Here is an 18234-nt window from a genome sequence, read left to right on the forward strand (position 1 = left end):
GGGCCCCCATGCCCTTGGAGGCGAAATAAAGGAGGAGGCCGCCCCGCGGCCGGGGGACATTCGCCGGAAAGGGTATGGGGGCCCAGCGCCCCAACCACCGAACGCCACGCGGAAAATGATTCAAGGCGCGCTTCGTGCTTGCTCCATATGCAGGCGAAGAACCTTTTTTTGCGCTGCCGCGCAGGTAGCGAGACACAGCGTTGCCGGACGCGTCCGATCGCACAATCCGGCGCGCAAAGCCCGCTGCCACAGCCCTTTCCACGCATTGGCCTGCACCTGGAACGCACAAGGTGGAACACTGCGTGCGACCGCACCGGTCGTCGCCGGCGATGTGCCCGCCTATGGTGGGCCTGTCCCCCCAACGCCAGCCGCCATGACCAGCCCCTCCCAGCGTTACCGCATTACCGTTACCCCGATCGAGAAGGACGGGTTGCAGTGCAGCGGACGCTGCACGATCGAACTGGAACACCGCGCCCAGCAGGACTGGATGCGCCTGCTGGAAGTCGCGCGCCGGCAGAGCGGCCTCAGTGGTGATGAGCGTGCGGCGGCGATCGTGGCCACCCAGCTCCTGCACGACCTGGCCCAACGCCACGCGCAGGAACCGTCGCATCCACTGACCCGCCTGCAGCCGCAGCTGGGTGAAGTGCTCGGCGCGCTCCAGGACATCCAGCAAGCCCCCTGACGCGACCGACCGCCCGCTACACTCTCCCCTTCTCCGGGGAGAGTCCGCCATGCGTCGTGCCGTGATCCTGTTGCCGCTCCTGCTGCTGGGTGGATGTTCGTGCCAGCGCCATGCCGGTGACGCCGGCAGCACCCAGGCAGATGCGACCACGCGCGCAGCCGCGCCTGCCGCGGCCGATGATGCGCAGGCGGGCGCGGTGGTCGCGATGGCGCCGGCAATACTGAGTGCCGTGCCGCCCGACGCAGCCGACGAAAACACCGTCGTGCGCAATTACTTCAACGCGGTGATGCGCCGCGATCATGCCGCCGCCGAGGCCTTGTGGAGCGGCGGCGCGGCAGGCAGGGACGACGCCGCCCTGCACGATCTCATGCAGCTGCCCGGCGTACGCGGCATCCGCCTGGAAAGCGATGTTCCCATCGCCCGCGATTCAGCGCAGCCCTCGCGGCTGCGCGAGGTGCCGGTCACCCTCCGGGTCACCACCGCCGATCGGATCGTGCGCTACAAAGGCTGGTATCGGCTGCAGCCGCGCGCCGATGACAGCGGCTGGGAAATCCACGGCGCGTCACTGCAACCGGTGCTCGACTGAGCCTGCGGCAACGCCGTGCATGCCGCCTTGCGCCGTCAAAGCTGGATTCAGCCGAAAGCGCTATCGTTGGCCTCTCTCTTCCCTGCCCGGCCTGACACCATGAACGTACGACCGCTGTTGTCCCGTCTTGCCGCCTGCACCGTACTGATTGCCGCCGCTGTGGGCGCACAGGCCGCACCGAGCGTGTCCGGCCGCCAGTTGTCTGTCGGCGCTCCCGACGTCCAGCAGTACCTGGACAGCAGCTTCCCGCGCACCCAGGACGCCCTCGGCGGCCTCATCGCGATGACCATGAGCCACCCGAAGCTGGCGCTGCCGCAGGGCAACCGTCTGGATCTGGGCTTCGACATCGCCATGGCCACCGCCGGCAGTGCGCCGGCGGCACTGGGCAAGGTCAAGCTGAGCAGCGGCCTGCGCTACGACGCGCAGACCCAGGGCTTCCATCTGGACCAGCCGACCGTGGATGACTTCACTCCGGCCAACAACGGGGGCCGGCTGGATTCGCGCACGCGCAGCCTGCTCAACGCCTGGCTGACCGACTACGCACGCCGCGAGCCGATCTACAAGATCGACCCGGCCGTGGCGGGCGTGCTCGGCGCGCTGCAGGTGCAGTCGGCCCAGGTCGAGAACGGCAAGCTGGTCGTCACCTTCAACCAGGATTTGGGCAAGCTGGTGCCGGCGGGGATGCTGGGCCGGTAAATACCGCTCGTTGCTCGGCAAGCTCCGAACGTACGGCGGGTACCGACGGTTAATCGGTACCCGCACGGATCAACCCGCCAACGCCTTGGCGACCGCATCGGCAAACGCCGGAATGTCATCGGGCTTGCGGCTGGTGATCAGGTTGCCGTCCACCACCACCTCGGCATCGCGCCATTGCGCGCCGGCGTTGCCCAGGTCGGTCTTCAACGATGGCCACGAGGTCACCGCGCGGCCCTTGGCCAACCCCGATTCCACCAGCAACCACGGCCCGTGGCAGATCGCCGCGACCGGCTTGCCGGTGGCGCCAAAGTTCTTGATGAAGGCTACCGCCTGCGTATCGATGCGCAGCTTGTCCGGGTTGATCACCCCACCCGGCAGAACCAGCGCGTCATACGCCTCGGGTTTGGCACCGGCCAACGCCTGATCGACGGCGACACTCTCGCCCCAGTCCTTGTCCTTCCAGCCGCGGATCTGCTTGGCGTCGCCCGGCGCGATCACCGTTACCGTGGCGCCCCAGGATTCCAGCAGGCGCTTGGGTTCCTGCAGCTCGGACTGTTCAAAACCATCGGTGGCCAGAACCGCCACCTGCTTGCCGTTGAGTGCGTGTGCCATGGAAAGCTCCGTTGAAAAGGAGCCTCCAGTCTGCGCAGTTGCGCATTGGGCAACAGTGACCGGCATGTGCACGCCATGTCGGTATCCACCGCGCTGCGCAGCGGGTACCGACCAAGGGCCGGTACGCCAGGGGTGCGATCAGCGCTTGGGCTGCAGCATCGTCCCGGTGCACTTCTTCGAACCACAGCGGCATTCCCAGATCTTCTTCAGGCGCGCGGTGTGGCGCTCGGCCAGGGTGATGCCGTAGTTGTAGGTCAGCTCGTCGCCCGGCTTGATGTCCTTGATCGCCTCGATGAACACCTTGTCCTCGCGGCGGTTGTCGCCCTCGGCCTCTTCGATCACCGCTTCGCAGTTCGGCTCGCAACTGTGGTTCAACCAGCGCGCATCGTTGCCCTTGTAGTTGGCATCGATGACGTAATCGTCGTTCAGGGTGAACAGGAAGGTGTGCCCGCTTTCCACGTCCCCGGTATCATCGGCATCCACGTCGGCGTGGCTGCGCAGCAGCCCCTTGTACTGGATGACCCGCTCGCCCTTCTTGATCGGCGCCAGCGCGAACACGCCATTGCCATGGATGGAGGACTTGCGGGCTTGGATCTTCTTGGGCATCTGGCTGGCCGTTGCGAGAGGTAGGCACCGATTCTCGCTTAATCTTTGTGATTGCCAAAGCGACGCGCGCGCCCGCCCCCGCGAGGCCCCGCCGCCACGCCCCTGAACGGGGTGGGTTGGATGCCCGCGGAGAAAAGCGTACAATTTCAGTCCGCTTTAAGGTTGTGCCCTCCCCATGCTCCGCGTCACCAAGCTCACCGATTACGCCACTGTCGTGCTGACCGTGCTCGCCGCCCGCCCGGGCGAGGTGCTCAGTGCCACCGAGTTGGCCGAGTTCGCCAGCCTCGAACCGCCCACCGTCAGCAAGCTGCTCAAGCCGCTGGCCCAGGCCGGGCTGGTCGAAGGCCTGCGTGGCGTGCGCGGCGGCTACCGCCTCACCCGCGCGGCCGACCAGATCACCCTGTTCGAGATCGTGGAAGCCATGGAGGGCCCGCTGGGCCTGACCGAGTGCGCCCACGAACACAGCCAGTGCGGACGTGAGATGCAGTGCGGCGCGCGCAGCAGCTGGCGGCTGATCAACGACGTGGTGTCCGAAGCACTGCGTGCGGTCAGCCTGGCGCAGATCCTGCCCCCTCTTCCCCTTGTTGACGCTCCCCGCCGCGTGATCGCGGCGGATGTCGTCTCCTGATCCACAGGCAGCCCCCATGGCCACCGATACCCTCGACACCGTCGCCGCCGGCGATACCCCCAACCGCGAGATCCATGAGCAGCTCGGCCGCAAGTACGCCGCCGGCTTCATCACGGACATCGAATCGGACTCGCTGCCGCCTGGCCTGGACGAGGACACCATCCGTGCCCTGTCGGCCAAGAAGGAAGAGCCCGAATGGATGACGCAGTGGCGCCTGGAGGCCTACCGTCACTTCCTGACGATGCCGATGCCGGACTGGGCCAAGCTGGAGATCGCCGCGATCGACCTGCAGGCGCTCAGCTACTACTCCGCGCCCAAGGGCCCCAAGTACGCCTCGCTCGATGACGTGCCCAAGGAGCTGCTGGACACCTACGACAAGCTGGGCGTGCCGCTGCACGAGCGCGCCAAGCTGGCCGGCGTGGCCGTGGATGCGGTGTTCGACTCGGTCTCGGTCGGCACCACCTTCCGCAAGGAACTGGCCGAGAAGGGCGTGATCTTCTGCTCGATGTCCGAAGCCATCAAGGAACACCCGGAACTGGTCAAGCAGTACCTGGGTACGGTGGTGCCGGTCGGCGACAACTACTTCGCCGCGTTGAATTCGGCGGTGTTCTCCGACGGCAGCTTCGTGTTCATCCCCAGGGGCGTGCGTTGCCCGATGGAACTGAGCACCTACTTCCGCATCAACGCCGGCCACACCGGCCAGTTCGAGCGCACCCTGATCATCTGCGAGGACAAGGCGTACGTGTCCTACCTGGAAGGCTGCACCGCGCCGATGCGCGATGAGAACCAGCTGCACGCCGCGGTGGTCGAGCTGGTGGCGCTGGAAGATGCCGAGATCAAGTACTCCACGGTGCAGAACTGGTACCCGGGCGACGAGAACGGCGTGGGCGGTATCTACAACTTCGTCACCAAGCGTGCCGAATGCCGTGGCGCGCGCAGCAAGGTCACCTGGACCCAGGTGGAAACCGGTTCGGCGATCACCTGGAAGTACCCGTCCTGCGTGCTGCTGGGCGACGACTCGGTGGGCGAGTTCCATTCGGTGGCGCTGACCCATCATCGCCAGCAGGCCGACACCGGCACCAAGATGATCCACATCGGCAAGCGCACCAAGAGCAAGATCGTCAGCAAGGGCATCAGCGCCGGCCGCGGCCAGAACACCTACCGTGGCCTGGTCAAGGTCGACCGCAACGCCGACGGCGCGCGCAATTACACCCAGTGCGATTCGCTGCTGATCGGCAAGAAGTCCGGCGCGCATACCTTCCCGTACATCGAGGTCAAGAACCCGAGTGCGACGGTGGAGCACGAGGCGACCACCTCCAAGATCTCCGACGACCAGCTGTTCTATTGCCGCGCACGCGGCATCGACCAGGAAAACGCCGTGTCGATGATCGTCGACGGCTTCTGCAAGCAGGTCTTCCGCGAGCTGCCGATGGAGTTCGCGGTGGAAGCCAAGAAGCTGCTGGAAGTCTCGCTGGAAGGGTCCGTGGGTTAACCCCACAGCCGCCTTCGTTTGAATTTTTCAGCCACGCATGGCGTGGCTCTACCCCGGATTCGTATCATGCTGAAGATCGACAACCTCCACGCCCGCATCGGCGACAAGGACATCCTCAAGGGCCTCTCGCTCGACGTGAAGCCGGGCCAGGTGCACGCCATCATGGGCCCCAACGGCGCCGGCAAGTCCACCCTGGGCAACGTGCTCGCCGGTCGCGAAGGCTATGACGTCAGCGCCGACAGCGTGCAGTTCGAAGGCCGCGACCTGCTGGACCTGGCGCCGGAAGAACGCGCCGCCGCCGGCCTGTTCCTGGCCTTCCAGTACCCGGTGGAAATCCCCGGCGTGAACAACACCTACTTCCTGCGCGCCGCGCTCAATGCCCAGCGCAAGGCGCGTGGCGAGGAAGAACTGGATTCAATGCAGTTCCTCAAGCTGGTGCGGCAGAAGCTGGCCGTGCTGCACCTGAAGGACGAGCTGCTGCACCGTGGCGTCAACGAAGGCTTCTCCGGTGGCGAGAAGAAGCGCAACGAGATCTTCCAGCTGGCCGTGCTCGAGCCCAAGCTGGCGATCCTGGATGAAACCGACTCCGGCCTGGACATCGATGCGCTCAAGAGCGTGGCCGACGGCGTCAACGCGCTGCGCTCGCCGGACCGCTCGTTCATCGTGATCACCCATTACCAGCGCCTGCTGGACTACATCAAGCCGGACGTGGTGCACGTGCTGGCCGACGGCAAAATCGTGCAGACCGGTGGCCCGGAGCTGGCGCTGGAACTGGAAGCCCACGGCTACCACTTCCTGAAAGATCGCGTCGTTCCCGAGGCAGCGGTCTGATGAGCGTCCTGCTGGATTCCCTCGCCAGCGGCTTCTGCGGCAGCGACGCGCGTCGTGCCGAACTGGATGCCGCCCTGCAGGCCGGCCTGCCCGGCCCGCGTACCGAAGCCTGGAAGTACACCTCGCTGCGCCAGCTGGAGCGTCGCAGCTTCAGCCCCGCGCCGCTTGCGGCCGCCGAGGTCGATGCTGCGCTGCTGGCCGACATCCCGTCGCCGCGCCTGGTGTTCGTCAACGGCCGCCCGTCCGATGCACTGAGCGACCTGGGCGCGCTGCCCGCCGGCGTGCAGTTGCAGACGCTGTCCTCGGCACTGGCCGCCGGCGATGAAGCCCTGCGCTTCCTCGGCCGTCGTTTCGAGCGCAGCGAAGAAGTGTTCGCCCGCCTCAACGCCGCCCTTGCCGACGAAGGCGTGCTGGTGCGCGTGGACGAAGCTGCGAAGATCGACCTGCCGCTGCAGCTGGTGTTTGTCAGCGTGGCCGGCAGCGCCGACCTGGCCTGGCACCACCGCCACCTGATCGAGCTGCGCAGCGGCGCCGCGCTCGGCGTGGTCGAACATCACCTGCACGTCGGCGATGCCGCGCACCTGGGCAACACCCTGGTGCACGTGCACCTGGCCCAGGACGCCGTGCTCTCGCATGCCCGCGTGCAGGCCGACGCCACCCGCGCCACCAGCCTGCTGCGTACCGATGCCGTGCTGGCCCGCAACGCGCAGTACCGTCGCATCGACCTGGAACTGGGCGCCGCGCTCAGCCGCCACGAGTTCAACGTGCGCCTGGAAGGCGACAACGCCCAGTTGACTGCCAACGGCGTGCTGCTCGGCAATGGCCGTCGCCACGTCGACACCCGCCTGGGCATCGAGCACATCGCGCGCGATACCGCCTCGGAAATGGTGTGGCGTGGCGTCGCCGCCAACCGCAGCCGGGTGGTCTTCCACGGCGGCATCCACATCCGCGCCGGCGCCGATGGCACCGATGCCAACCTGTCCAACAAGAACCTGCTGCTGTCGGCCGACGCCGAGATCGATACCCAGCCCACGCTGGTGATCGACGCCGACGAAGTGAAGGCCGCGCACGGCGCCACCGTTGGCCAGCTGGACACCAATGCGCTGTTCTACCTGCGCTCGCGCGGCCTGCCCGCCGACCAGGCCCAGCAGCTGCTCAGCGCCGCGTTCTGCCATGAACCGCTGAACGCGCTCGACGCACGCCTGACCGAACAGCTGCGCCGCCAGCTCGACCTGGCCCTGGCACGGGCAGGCGTGGCATGAACCTGTCCACCCCGCGCCCGGCTGCCGATACCGTGGCGGCCCCGGACTGGGATCGCGTGCGCCTGGATTTCCCGCTGTTGATGCGCGAAGTGCACGGCAAGCCGCTGGTCTATTTCGACAACGCCAACACCGGCCAGAAGCCGGTGCAGGTGATCGGCGCGATGGACGAGTTCTACCGCCGCTACAACGCCAACGTCAGCCGCGCCGTGCATGCCCTGGGCACCGAGGCGACCGACGCCTACGAGGGCGCACGCAACAAGCTGGCGCGCTTCCTCAACGTGCGCCCCAGCGAGCTGGTGCTGTGCAGCGGCACGACCTTCGCGATCAACCTGGTCGCCTACTCGTGGGCGCTGCCGCGGCTGAAGGCCGGCGATGTCATCCTGGTCTCGCGGATGGAGCACCACGCCAACATCGTGCCGTGGCAGCTGGTCGCCGAGCGCACCGGCGCCACCCTGCGCGTGGCCGAGATCACCCCCGACGGTGCGCTCGACCTGGACGCCCTGCGCCGTGCCATGACCGCCGAGGTCAAGCTGCTGGCCGTGGCCCACGTCTCCAACGTGCTCGGCACGGTCAACCCGGTGCGCGAGATCTGCCGTGAAGCACGCAAGCGCGGCATCATCACCGTGGTCGACGGCTCCCAGGCCGTGCCGCACCGCAAGGTCGACGTGGCCGCCATCGGCTGCGACTTCTACGCCATCACCGGGCACAAGATGTGCGGCCCGACCGGCACCGGCGCGCTGTGGGCCCGCCGCGAACACCTCGACGCGATGCCGCCGTTCATCGGTGGCGGCGAGATGATCAAGGAAGTGAGCTTCGAGGGCACCGTGTTCAACGATGCCCCGCACAAGTTCGAAGCCGGTACCCCGAACATTGCCGGCTTCATCGGCCTGGGCGTAGCGGTGGACTACCTCGAATCCCTCGGCCTGGCGCACGTGGAAACCCGCGAAGCCGAGCTGCTGGCGCACTTCACCGAAGAGCTCAACAAGATCGACGGCCTGCGCATCTTCGGCACCACGCCGGACAAGGCGGCCGTGGTTTCCTTCCTGATCGAAGGCGCGCACGCGCACGACCTGGCCACCCTGCTCGACCTGGAAGGCGTGGCCATCCGCTCGGGGCAGCACTGCGCCCATCCGCTGCTGCAGTACTACGGCGTGGCCGCCACCTGCCGTGCCTCGCTGGCGTTCTACAACACGCATGAGGAGATCGAGCGCTTCATCGTGGCCCTGAACAAGGTGCGCAAGCTGCTGGGGTGAGGTGCAACACCCCCTTGGCAGCGAAACGCCGTGGCTTGCCACGGCGTTTTTGTTTTCCGGGTGGCCAGGCCGTTGGATCACGGCTGACTGCGCGAGGCCGTCCCGGCGTAGTCGCGCGGAACATGTCCCGCCAGCGGACGCGGCATTCCGCAGCGCCGCCCCGCTTCCCACGGTGCCCGACGACCGTTCGGCGCCCGTGGAACTGCGTTCCCGGTCGAATTCATCATGCGCTGACGCGCAGCCCTATTCGGCCCGCGTGGCTTCCATCTCGATCTGGTCGGCCAACAACTGCGCCGAGGAATCGACCACGCTCGCCCGCTTCGCCGACGCCAACGCGTCCTCCAGCAACTGCGCACGCACCTTCGGGTCCTGCTCTTCCCGTGACGCGGCGAAGCACCACGCGGCGTGGTGGTACAACTCCGACGGATCCCCCAGTTTCCGCGCCCGCACCCGCCACGGGCCTGCCAGCCCGTCCACGTCGCCGCTGGCTTCGTAGTGCGAGATCAGCCGCTTGATGGCGTGGAGGTCGCCACCCTGGGCTTTGGCCAGAACCTGCGCGGTCTGTTCCGGAGAAAGATAGGTCCCGCTGGACGTCGACGACCCTCGACATGCGGCCAGCAGAAAAAACACCGCGCACGGCAGTACGCACAGCATCAGAAACTGTTTCATGGAAAGCACCAGCGAAGATTGGGGGGAGGAAGACGCGCTGCTCGGCTGTCACCACGGCAACGGCGCGGACCCTGTCATGCATCGCACTGTTGCGAACATTGCGACGCAATCGCAGGAGACGCAGGTCATCCTAGGCTGCATTCCGATAGGTAACCAACGCAGTGTTTCGATGATTCTGCGCGTGGCGATTCACGCTGTCGCATGCAAACGTTTACATCCAACATCATTTCAATGGATGCGTTTGCTCAGGGTGTCGTTCTGGAAACCACTCCGCCTGGATTCCGGCAGCGCATTCACTTCGCCAGTGTCGCTATCAACTTATGACGCGGCTGCCGACATCCTTGAACGACGCGGTCGCCCAGCGCTTGAATCACCGAGATCGCCGCCCCTGGTTCACGAGCGGACAAACGCATTGCGACAGTGCAACGCTATGGCAACGGAGTAGACCTGAGAAAAGAACACGACCAAGGTGATTGCTATGACTCAGTGCCGCCGCGCCAACAGCAGTACAAGTAGCAATGACACCAGAGTGAGATCGCGTTGGGCGTAGATGATCAGCCGAACAGCGCCTCTTCCATCCCCCGGTCGCTCAACGCATACCACTGCTGCAGCAGGTAGCTGCGCAGCAACGCCAGCGTGCTTTATCCTAAGCTAGCACGCAGTCGCCGCCCCGCTGCGGGGCGGCTTAACTCAGGCGTTAGGGCTCATAGGCGACATATTCTCGACTTTGGAGACGAGGGTTCCACCACCAATCCTGCTGCTGGCGCTGGCTGCAGTTGTTTGGGCACTCCCCGGATCGACCTACTCGCTTGTACGCATCGCGATCGGCGTGCCACTTGTCGTACTCGGGCTTTCGCTCGATGCATGGCCCAAGACTCTATTCCGGCATGTCGGTACGACGGTCAATTCTCTGCATCCGGAGCGATCCTCTGTATTGGTCACACCGGGGCTGTATCGTTACTCCCGTAATCCGATGTATGTGGGTTATGCCATGGCTCCATTGGACTGGGGGGTCTGTCAAGGGCTACCTCTCGGCGTCGTGGCAGTTGCCTTCTCTGTGGGCGACGTGACGATATTTCAGATCTTGCCGGAGGAGCGTCATTTGTCGGCACGCTTCCCGGCGGAGTACGCTGCGTATAAAAGGGCGGTGCGCCGTTGGGGGTGAGCTCTAACAATTCATTCAAGCCGACGCCGCCTCGCGGCTCGGCTTAACTCGGGCGTTAGGAAGCGAGGGGGAGAATTATGCGGCGTGATATGGATCTGATTCGGCAAGTTCTGCTTACGGCGGAAGCAGGCCCGCCTTACCCAAAGATCGACGGGTTCTCGCCGGAAGCAATTCGCTACCATCAGATGCTTGCGATTGATGCTGGCCTGATCAAAGGGAAGTACATGAGCTACATGGAGAACGCGTCAGATGTCCCAAGCAGCGTCGTAGTTCAGGGGGTTGAGTGGGCAGGTCACGACTTCCTCGCAGCCATTCGTGACGACTCCAACTGGAACAAGCTCAAGAAGTATTTGATTGACTCAGGGAAGGCGATCACACTTGAGACGTTAATCGCGGGCGCAAAAGCGCTATTCGGCTTTGCGACCTAACAATTCATTCAAGCCGACGCCGCTTCGCGGCACGGCGCGGCTCAATTCAGACGTTAGGGCGCACAGATGACTTCAGGCGATCTGCAAGCAGTTGAGATCAAGGCATTTGTGCCAGCGCAAGACTACGCGCTCTCATTGCGGTTCTACCAAGCTCATGGCTTTACGGTCGAATGGTCATCTGACGAGTTGGCCTATATCCGTCATGGAGACGCGAGTTTTCTGCTTCAGAGCTTCTTCGTCAAGTAACATGCGCGCAACTTCCAGATGCATTTGCTGGTGAAGAGCGCAGACGACTGGCACAAGCTCTTAGAGTCGCTAGGTATCGCCGAGAAGTTTGGAGTTGCCATTAGCGACCTGCAAGATCGCCCCTGGGGCATGAGAGACTTCACTCTCACTGATCCAAGTGGTGTGTTGTGGCGTATCGGGCATAGTCTCGGTGCGCCCTAACAGTTCATTCAATCCGACGCCGCTTCGCGGCGCGGCTTAATTCAGGCGTTAGGGCACACCGCAGGTGCGTCGCAACTTACACAAGGCGCTTTGAAGTCCGGTCCTGCCCGCGCTGGCCTCTTCATTTATGCAAAAGATCTTGAGCGCCTTGCCAGTTTCCATCAAACGCTTCTCGGCATGTCCCGCGCGCACGCGGCACCCGGTTTAGTAGTGCTGCGCTCGCCGGACCTTCTAATAACAGTCAATGCCATGCCTGCTCATGTTGCCGCTCAAGTGGACATTTCTATCCCACCAGCCAAGCGGGACAATGCGGCCTACAAGTTCTTCTTTACAGTCCCAAGCCTTCAGCAAGCAAGTCAGGCAGCATTTGCTCTTGGGGGCGAGGTTCTACCAGAGCAGTGGTCCGGTCCAGAATTCGTCGTGCGCAATGCGGTAGACCCAGAGGGCAATATCTTCCAAGTGCGCGAGAGTGCGCCCTAACAATTCATTCGCAAGCTCCCCCGTCAAGCAGACATCTCGAAAGTGGAGCTTCTGGCGTGAGCGGTACGGTACTCGACGGGGCTAATGCCGCTGAGTGAGTCATGTGGACGGATCTCGTTGTAATCGATCATCCACCAATGCGCTGCCTAGCGCACGTCCTCAAGGCGTGCGAAGAGGTGCTGGTCCAGGACCTCCTCTCGGAAGGTGCGGTTGAAACGGTCGATGAAGGCATTCTGGTTGGGCTTGCCAGGTTGGATGTATCGGAGCGCCACGCCGCTGAGTTTGGCCCACTGGGTGAATGCTTCGCCCGGGAACTCAGGGCCGTTGTCCGATTGTAGAACCTGCGGCAATCCGGGTTCACGTTTGAGCTGCTCGAACACGCGCACCAGACGCCCGGAGTTGAGCGAGGTATCCACCTCAATGTGCAGCACCTCGCGGTTGAAGTCATCGACCACATTGAACGTTCGGAATCGTTTGCCGCAGGCCAGCGCATCACTCATGAAATCCATGGACCAGACGGTATCCGGGCGCCTGGGAACATACAGCGGCACCCGCTCGCGCTTTGGCAGGCGGCGCTTGGCCGCCCTTCTCAGGTTGACCTTCATCGCCTTGTACACGCGATAGATCCACTTCGGATTCCAGTCCGGTCTCTTCTTGCGGAGCTGATCGCTGCACTTCCAGAAACCTCGACTGGGCCGCTCCTCGACCAGTTTGGCCACGGCTGAGATCAACTCCGCATCACGCACCGTCCCATCCAGTGGTGGCGCATACCAGGCCGCACGACACAAACCCAGGTAACCGCAGGACCGGCTCAGGGGCCGTGCGTGCACCTCGGTGAGGAAAAGCAAGGCCTAACGCTTCTGACCCGGCCCTACAGCTTTTTTGCGATCAGATCCTTCAGTGCTGCGTTGTCCAGCGCCATCTCCGCGTACATGCATTTGAGCTTTGAGTTCTCAGCCTCAAGGTTTTTGACCCGCCGAAGCTCGAATGCCTCAAGCCCGCCGTACTTGCTCTTCCACTGGTAATACGTCGCCGTGCTGATGCCGGCCTGGCGACATAGATCCTTCACCGCACGCCCGGCGTCGCCCTGCTTGAGGATCGTCATGATCTGCGTCTCGGTGAACCTTGATGTGCGCATGCAACCTCCTGGCTGGTTAAACATGCCAGAAAGTTCTACTTATCGGGTGTCTGGCTGCGGTGGGAGCTTACGCGCCCCTGCGTATCGCGGACGTACTCGGCGACGCTACCGTCAGGGTACGTCAGCGCCGCGAGCCGGCCCGCCTTGGTATAGGCGTAGCGCAGGGAGTTGGTCACACCGTTGACGGTCTGCACCTTGCGCGTGACTTGGCCAAAGCGGTCGTGGCAGTAGGCGGTGCTGCCTCCTGCGTGCACGACCGTGCCGATGTGCCCCTTGGTGAAGCGCTCGTCGGCAGCACAGACACTCGGCGCGAGGTCGTAGCTGTAGCCAACGTCCAGGTTGGGGTCCGGATAGGCAATGCAAGTGAGACGATTGAGCGCATCGTAGTGATAGGTGGCAGTCACGCCACGTGCGTCCGTGCGCGTCTTGCGGTTACCGGTAGCGTCCTATGAGTAGACGCTGACGCCCCCAGCCAGCTCAATCGGATCGCTCTGGGAGTACCGCCCCACCGCCGGATCGTAATCTCGTTGGTAGTTGTAGAACATCCCACTTAGGCCAATCGAATCGAGTTTATTAGAACTTTTCAGCTGCGAAAAGTCGCCAGAGGATGCGCGACTCGATCCTGCCGCCAAAGCCGCCAACGCAATAACGGGTCTTGTCGTGATGTAGCCCTCAAAGAAATCCCCAGATTGCTTAACGCCGCTCATCCGGTGGCGCCGCTGCGATCGATCTAGCTGCCGCCAATACTGATCACTCACGCGCCACAAGTGGCAACTTAATCACTTGTTCGCAAAATACCAGGCATCCCGCAATCACTAAGAATGCAAGCAATCTCAGCACCTGAGGACGCCTCGATAAGCAACAAACTTCCCTTTTCGAGTATGAGCTCGGCAGCTGCCATATCGAGATCCAGCATCCCACATATTCGATTGAAACCGAAATCTCCGGAAGGCCTTGTGTATACATTAAAGTCGAGAACTATGTTCTGCAAACTTAATCCTTCGACATACAACTTTTGCACATTTACGAACTTCAGCACATAAGAAATAGAGCACTGCGGATCAAATAAGCTTAGAAAAAATGAATCTCCGCCAGAGATCTGTATTCCGGTCACTTCGAAATCGTGGATATCCATCTTCACTAAATTACCTCTTTGGCCAATCACCTACCGGAACTCCCGGCTGCCGCTTATTATTCACCCACTCATGGACATGTGGGTTGCCCTGCCCGTGATCATGACCGCGATCAATATCAAATTTTGGAGCTCCATCTTTTTCATAATATCTCTAACTCTTGCCGTACGGATGATCTAAGTGTTGGGCTCTCCTTTGTTCGGAAGTCCCCGTTGGGGAGGGCATTCGGTCGGGTCGACTACCTTTTCACTTTGCATCCAGAATGGCTTTAGCAAGGGCAACATCCTGCTAGCATGCGACAGCAGTCCGGCCAGAGCTTGCTCGGCTATCTGTCAGGATAAATGCAAGGTCCGCCGTTGCTGCTGGTGTAAAAATCTGGATAGTCAGGGTCGTACTGTTGATACCCGCCGGGCGGGGCATATCGCGGCTGCGGGATGGACCGCATGGACTGCTCATCAAAGGCTGTCCTGCAACGTAGGCGAAAGTTGAAACCCCTCCGTCCAACCCAATCGGATCGCTCTGGGAATACCGCCCGACCACCGGATCGTATTCCCGCTGGTAGTTATAGAACATTCCACTGGCGTCCGTCGCCTGCTGGCCCGGGAAGCGCAGCGCCAACTCGAAGCCAACACCGTGCCCGTCCGCATCGACGTTGGGCACCTGATTACCAAACACCTCGCTCTTGCTGCTCCACTCCCAGATCGCCACATCACGGACGGGATCGATCACTACCGCGGGGTACCCAGGTGGTCCGACTGCACGTAGGCCACTTCCGGCACGCCAGCGCTCGGCGCATTGATCAACGCTACCGGATAGTTGTCCAACCAGATGGCCTGCTGCAGCGGCTGCCCTGTCGCACCATAGTTGCCGATCCACTGCCCGGCCTCGTCATACACCGTGAACAGCTCATCACCCGAAGCAGGTCCGCGCAGAACACGCTCACCACGAAGGTTGTGGATGTAGCGCTCAACAATAGCCCCTTCCTGCTTCACCGCGCTCATGCGGTTGGCATCGCTGTAGCTGAATGCCTTGCCGCCAACGCTCATCGGATTGCCTGTCGCGTCGTGATTGCGCGCCTCGCCATCAATGGCGAGCAGGCGGTGGCTGTCAGCCGGTTGGGTGTAGCTGGCGGTACCTGCCGCCGTGGTCAGCGCGGTGCGATTCCCGGTGGCGTCATAGGCATAAGTCTCGATCGCCACGTCGGTGGCGTCATCCTTGGTCTGGGCCAGTCGACCCAGCATGTCGTAGGCGTACGTGACCGATACACTGGTGCCTGTGCCATTCTTGCCACCCTATCCGGAGTCACGCCCCTCGCATCGCGTCGCTTGATCAGGATAGGCCTGCTTACACCAACGCACCCATTCACGCACATTCTCCTGCCGCTGAACAGAAGTCGCACCATTGGACACAGACTCAAATCTCTGTCCAGTCATCTGATTTAAAAGCGCCGAAAGAGCATCGTGAACCGTTTCTGGCTTGTAATGGCGAAACGCCTCAAAGGACTGCTGCGACTTGTTGGTGAATGTGATGCTCCTTGAGGCGACAGGTCGCATATCACTAAGATGAGAAACGATGTATGGAATTGCCGGCTCCCCCAGAGACTCGAGCTCTTCCATCGCGTTCATCTGGGAGCGCGAAGATTTCGTAGTACTGTCGACCAACCGGGAAACGTTAATCTTGACGGATTCACCTATCCTCCCGGTTGCGCAAGCAGATAGAACCAACAATGCCATCACACACAAGCTTGATCGATTAATGGCCATCCCATTTCCTTTTATCACCTGCATCCGAACGCATCCAGGATCGCCTGCCTGTCCGCAGGCGTAATTACTCCCTTATGCTCCGCCATGATTGTTCCCTCCCAGCCTACATGAGTAGTTGTCACTCCCCGTACGATCTCGTCATAACGGTCTTCCAGCCTCATTAGGTGCCCGCCCTCATGCTCCGCCACCCAAGGATCTTCATCTGCGTACCAAGTCCCGCTATTTCCTTTGACGAAAGAGCGACCCTTGCCAGTTGGAACCGTAATTTTTGAAGCGCGCCACCCTCCTAGACTAGTTGTGACGCTGAATCCCGGAGCCGACCAATTGGTTTCGATCGAGGACCTCATCGCGCTGACCACCTCAGGGGTAGCGCCCTCACCAACAAAATTAGAATTAATGTTAATTTTAGCCTTTCCATTGCCAAGACACTCGCATTTCGCGCGCAATCCAAGTGGATCAAGCAGACCTGTTGGTCGCGCTTCAACATACTTGTACGTTGAGTAACCGCCCGCCAGCCCAATCGGATCACTCTGCGCGTATCGCCCCATCGCCGGATCATAATCCCGTTGGTAGTTGTAAAACATCCCACTGGCGTCCGTCGCCTGCTGGCCCCGGAAGCGCAGCGCCAACTCGAAGGCAACTCCGTCCCCGTCCCCGTCCGCATCGACGTTGGGCACCTGATTACCAAACACCTCGTTCTTGCTGCTCCACTCCCAGATCGCCACATCACGGACGGGATCGATCACCACCCGCGGGGTGCCAGGTGGTCCGGCTGCACGTAGGCCACTTCCGGCACGCCGGCGCTCGGCGCATTGATCAACGCTACCGGATAGTTGTCCAACCAGATAGCCTGCTGCAGCGGCTGACCCGTCGCACCGTAGTTGCCGATCCATTGCCCCGCTTCGTCATACACCGTGACCTGTGCGTCAGCCGAGACAGGCGCGCGCAACACACGCTCACCCCGATGGTTGTAGGTGTAGCTCTCGACGACAGCCCCTGACTGCTTCACCGCGCTCATGCGGTTGGCATCGCTGTAGCTGAGCGCCTTGCCGCCAATGCTGATGGTGTTGCCTGCCGCGTCGTGATCGCGCGCCTCGCCATCGACGGCGAGCAGGCGGTGGCTGTCCATCGGATAGGTGTAGCTGGCGGTGCCTGCCGCCGTAGTCAGCGCGGTGCGATTGCCGGTGGCGTCGTAGGCATACGTCTCGATCGCCACGTCGGTGGCGCCGTCCTTGGTCTGGGTCAGTCGACCCAGCGTGACGTAGTCGTAGCCGTTCCCAGCCCAACCCCGCGACAGTCGACCGTGAGCGATTTACGAATCCTCCCCAACACAGTGAGGCATCCGCTTCACCCCCGCCCTACGAATGGATTTCGAGCCATCCCGCACATAACCCACGACACCTTTAAAGCACACCTTTACAACATATCTCGTTTTATCAGGATAATCATATCCAACTATATCCATCGTACCATCGGCAGTTCCCAACAGCCTTCCACCCGCAGGACTATCGTATACATTCACCACTCCATTCGGCACAAGCTCTTCTGAGTGGCGCGCGCAACCGATCAAGAGAATGAGCGCCATGATATAAATTAAAATTATTGTGCGATACATAACTACCTCTTGGCAGGGACAACAATTGAACTATCGAACATGCACCACATAAAGTGATTAAATGTTTCAGGAAGCACAAAATTATTTGGCGGCATCTTGAACCCATTTTCGCGCAGGCAGTCTTGGATGGGTGTAGCACAGTTGTTCATGAGGGCACTGTACTTTCCTTGCGCCTTCGCCAGGCAGGCACCTACTGCAGCCTCTTTTTTTGGGCTCATATTGAGAGTGTGTTTTATTCCGGTTCTCAGTTCCAACTAAAAAGTAACGTAGTCCGTTCCAACTGAGTTCCCACCTGGTCAAAATGAGTAGTCAGCACCTAAGGCCGTAGATGACACATGACCAAAGGAGGAGTGCAGCTTCCCATAGCTTGGAAGCCCCCCTTCATAAGGCAGAGGCATCCACACCCATACATCCACAAGACCCTCAGGATCGACTCGCAGAGTGGGAGCGGCCGATACGTAGAGGTATGAATTGATGCCCCCACCAAGCCCAATCGGATCACTCTGCGCGTATCGCCCTACCGCCGGGTCGTAATCCCGCTGGTAGTGATAGAACGTCCCACTAGCGTCCGTCGCCTGCCGGCCCGGGAAGCGCAGCGCCAACTCGAAGCCAACCCCGTCCCCATCCGCATCCGCGTTCGGCACCTGGTTACCAAACACTTCGCTCTTGCTGCTCCACTCCCAGATAGCCACGTCACGGACGGGATCGATCACCACCCGCGGGGTGCCCAGGTGGTCCGGCTGCACGT

The 18234-nt window shown here is 62.0% G+C and carries 17 protein-coding genes and 4 pseudogenes; 12 read left to right on the forward strand and 9 right to left on the reverse strand.

From position 1 onward, the window contains the following. Positions 1-373: 373 nt before the first annotated feature. The 3 genes from NR101_RS18730 to NR101_RS18740 all read left to right on the forward strand — a co-directional run bounded on the left by NR101_RS18730 (position 374) and on the right by NR101_RS18740 (position 1964). On the forward strand, positions 374-682 hold the full coding sequence (locus NR101_RS18730) for a DUF3861 family protein (RefSeq protein ID WP_256777471.1): 309 nt from the start codon (positions 374-376) through the stop codon (positions 680-682). A gap of 49 nt (positions 683-731) precedes the next feature. Beyond that, on the forward strand, positions 732-1268 hold the full coding sequence (locus NR101_RS18735) for a hypothetical protein (RefSeq protein ID WP_256777472.1): 537 nt from the start codon (positions 732-734) through the stop codon (positions 1266-1268). Between the two features lie 99 nt (positions 1269-1367). Then, positions 1368-1964: a DUF1439 domain-containing protein gene (locus NR101_RS18740; RefSeq protein ID WP_256777473.1), complete on the forward strand. Its 597-nt coding sequence runs from the start codon at positions 1368-1370 to the stop codon at positions 1962-1964. A gap of 69 nt (positions 1965-2033) precedes the next feature. Here the strand turns inward: NR101_RS18740 and NR101_RS18745 are convergent, their stop codons facing one another. Both NR101_RS18745 and NR101_RS18750 read right to left on the reverse strand, forming a co-directional pair. After that, on the reverse strand, positions 2034-2576 hold the full coding sequence (locus NR101_RS18745; RefSeq protein ID WP_256777474.1) for a type 1 glutamine amidotransferase domain-containing protein: 543 nt from the start codon (positions 2574-2576) through the stop codon (positions 2034-2036). A gap of 138 nt (positions 2577-2714) precedes the next feature. Further along, positions 2715-3182 carry an SET domain-containing protein-lysine N-methyltransferase gene (locus NR101_RS18750; protein ID WP_256777475.1) on the reverse strand — a complete coding sequence of 156 codons (468 nt, stop codon included), beginning with the start codon at positions 3180-3182 and terminating at the stop codon, positions 2715-2717. Positions 3183-3357: 175 nt separating this feature from the next. On the opposite strand from NR101_RS18750, the gene NR101_RS18755 reads away from it, so the two are divergent. From NR101_RS18755 to NR101_RS18775, 5 genes are all read left to right on the forward strand, one after another. Next, positions 3358-3810, forward strand: coding sequence for an SUF system Fe-S cluster assembly regulator (locus tag NR101_RS18755; protein ID WP_256777476.1), 453 nt, complete (start codon positions 3358-3360; stop codon positions 3808-3810). A 16-nt stretch (positions 3811-3826) separates the two neighbouring features. Then, positions 3827-5302: a Fe-S cluster assembly protein SufB gene (gene sufB, locus NR101_RS18760; RefSeq protein ID WP_256777477.1), complete on the forward strand. Its 1476-nt coding sequence runs from the start codon at positions 3827-3829 to the stop codon at positions 5300-5302. Positions 5303-5368: 66 nt separating this feature from the next. Continuing rightward, positions 5369-6133 carry a Fe-S cluster assembly ATPase SufC gene (sufC, locus tag NR101_RS18765; RefSeq protein ID WP_256777478.1) on the forward strand — a complete coding sequence of 255 codons (765 nt, stop codon included), beginning with the start codon at positions 5369-5371 and terminating at the stop codon, positions 6131-6133. Continuing rightward, complete coding sequence (gene sufD, locus NR101_RS18770; RefSeq protein ID WP_256777479.1) at positions 6133-7395, forward strand: Fe-S cluster assembly protein SufD; 1263 nt, start codon at positions 6133-6135, stop codon at positions 7393-7395. Before sufC ends, sufD begins: the two co-directional genes overlap by 1 nt. Beyond that, positions 7392-8648 carry a cysteine desulfurase gene (locus tag NR101_RS18775; RefSeq protein WP_256777480.1) on the forward strand — a complete coding sequence of 419 codons (1257 nt, stop codon included), beginning with the start codon at positions 7392-7394 and terminating at the stop codon, positions 8646-8648. Before sufD ends, NR101_RS18775 begins: the two co-directional genes overlap by 4 nt. A gap of 243 nt (positions 8649-8891) precedes the next feature. Here NR101_RS18775 and NR101_RS18780 read toward each other — a convergent pair whose 3' ends face one another. After that, complete coding sequence (locus NR101_RS18780; protein WP_256777481.1) at positions 8892-9317, reverse strand: hypothetical protein; 426 nt, start codon at positions 9315-9317, stop codon at positions 8892-8894. A gap of 727 nt (positions 9318-10044) precedes the next feature. Between NR101_RS18780 and NR101_RS18785 the strand changes: the two genes are divergently transcribed. The 4 genes from NR101_RS18785 (at position 10045) to NR101_RS18800 (ending at position 11837) form a co-directional block, all read left to right on the forward strand. Further along, positions 10045-10482, forward strand: coding sequence for an isoprenylcysteine carboxylmethyltransferase family protein (locus NR101_RS18785; RefSeq protein ID WP_256777483.1), 438 nt, complete (start codon positions 10045-10047; stop codon positions 10480-10482). An 89-nt stretch (positions 10483-10571) separates the two neighbouring features. After that, positions 10572-10910, forward strand: a complete 339-nt coding sequence (locus NR101_RS18790; protein ID WP_256777484.1) for a DUF2513 domain-containing protein — start codon at positions 10572-10574, stop codon at positions 10908-10910. Positions 10911-10976: 66 nt separating this feature from the next. Next, positions 10977-11156, forward strand: a complete 180-nt coding sequence (locus NR101_RS19025; protein ID WP_306175626.1) for a hypothetical protein — start codon at positions 10977-10979, stop codon at positions 11154-11156. 291 nt (positions 11157-11447) lie between these two features. Then, entirely contained in the window at positions 11448-11837 is a 390-nt protein-coding gene (locus tag NR101_RS18800) for a VOC family protein (protein WP_256777485.1), read from the forward strand. Between the two features lie 23 nt (positions 11838-11860). On the opposite strand, the pseudogene NR101_RS18805 reads toward NR101_RS18800, so the two are convergent. From NR101_RS18805 to NR101_RS18830, 6 genes and pseudogenes are all read right to left on the reverse strand, one after another. Continuing rightward, positions 11861-12975 (reverse strand): annotated as a pseudogene (locus NR101_RS18805) (IS3 family transposase). 65 nt (positions 12976-13040) lie between these two features. Beyond that, positions 13041-13430 (reverse strand): annotated as a pseudogene (locus tag NR101_RS18810) (RHS repeat domain-containing protein); the annotation flags it as partial. Positions 13431-13750: 320 nt separating this feature from the next. After that, positions 13751-14116, reverse strand: coding sequence for a hypothetical protein (locus tag NR101_RS18815; RefSeq protein ID WP_256777486.1), 366 nt, complete (start codon positions 14114-14116; stop codon positions 13751-13753). A 457-nt stretch (positions 14117-14573) separates the two neighbouring features. Continuing rightward, positions 14574-15394, reverse strand: a pseudogene (locus NR101_RS18820) (RHS repeat-associated core domain-containing protein); the annotation flags it as partial. A 491-nt stretch (positions 15395-15885) separates the two neighbouring features. Beyond that, positions 15886-17126: pseudogene (locus tag NR101_RS18825) on the reverse strand (RHS repeat-associated core domain-containing protein); the annotation flags it as partial. 656 nt (positions 17127-17782) lie between these two features. Beyond that, positions 17783-18234, reverse strand: a 452-nt coding sequence (locus NR101_RS18830) for an RHS repeat-associated core domain-containing protein (protein ID WP_256777487.1), incomplete at its 5' end; no start/stop codon positions are given.

It is taken from the genome of Stenotrophomonas sp. Ste86 (genome assembly GCF_024519465.1).
In the GTDB taxonomy this organism is placed as follows: domain Bacteria; phylum Pseudomonadota; class Gammaproteobacteria; order Xanthomonadales; family Xanthomonadaceae; genus Stenotrophomonas.

What these genes read in the sequence shown, in the direction of transcription:
- NR101_RS18730 (WP_256777471.1), top strand. Translation starts at nt 374, where the DNA reads ATGACCAGCCCCTCCCAGCGTTACCGCATTACCGTTACCCCGATCGAG.
- NR101_RS18735 (WP_256777472.1), top strand. Translation starts at nt 732, where the DNA reads ATGCGTCGTGCCGTGATCCTGTTGCCGCTCCTGCTGCTGGGTGGATGT.
- NR101_RS18740 (WP_256777473.1), top strand. Translation starts at nt 1,368, where the DNA reads ATGAACGTACGACCGCTGTTGTCCCGTCTTGCCGCCTGCACCGTACTG.
- NR101_RS18745 (WP_256777474.1), bottom strand. Translation starts at nt 2,576, where the DNA reads ATGGCACACGCACTCAACGGCAAGCAGGTGGCGGTTCTGGCCACCGAT.
- NR101_RS18750 (WP_256777475.1), bottom strand. Translation starts at nt 3,182, where the DNA reads ATGCCCAAGAAGATCCAAGCCCGCAAGTCCTCCATCCATGGCAATGGC.
- NR101_RS18755 (WP_256777476.1), top strand. Translation starts at nt 3,358, where the DNA reads ATGCTCCGCGTCACCAAGCTCACCGATTACGCCACTGTCGTGCTGACC.
- sufB (WP_256777477.1), top strand. Translation starts at nt 3,827, where the DNA reads ATGGCCACCGATACCCTCGACACCGTCGCCGCCGGCGATACCCCCAAC.
- sufC (WP_256777478.1), top strand. Translation starts at nt 5,369, where the DNA reads ATGCTGAAGATCGACAACCTCCACGCCCGCATCGGCGACAAGGACATC.
- sufD (WP_256777479.1), top strand. Translation starts at nt 6,133, where the DNA reads ATGAGCGTCCTGCTGGATTCCCTCGCCAGCGGCTTCTGCGGCAGCGAC.
- NR101_RS18775 (WP_256777480.1), top strand. Translation starts at nt 7,392, where the DNA reads ATGAACCTGTCCACCCCGCGCCCGGCTGCCGATACCGTGGCGGCCCCG.
- NR101_RS18780 (WP_256777481.1), bottom strand. Translation starts at nt 9,317, where the DNA reads ATGAAACAGTTTCTGATGCTGTGCGTACTGCCGTGCGCGGTGTTTTTT.
- NR101_RS18790 (WP_256777484.1), top strand. Translation starts at nt 10,572, where the DNA reads ATGGATCTGATTCGGCAAGTTCTGCTTACGGCGGAAGCAGGCCCGCCT.
- NR101_RS19025 (WP_306175626.1), top strand. Translation starts at nt 10,977, where the DNA reads ATGACTTCAGGCGATCTGCAAGCAGTTGAGATCAAGGCATTTGTGCCA.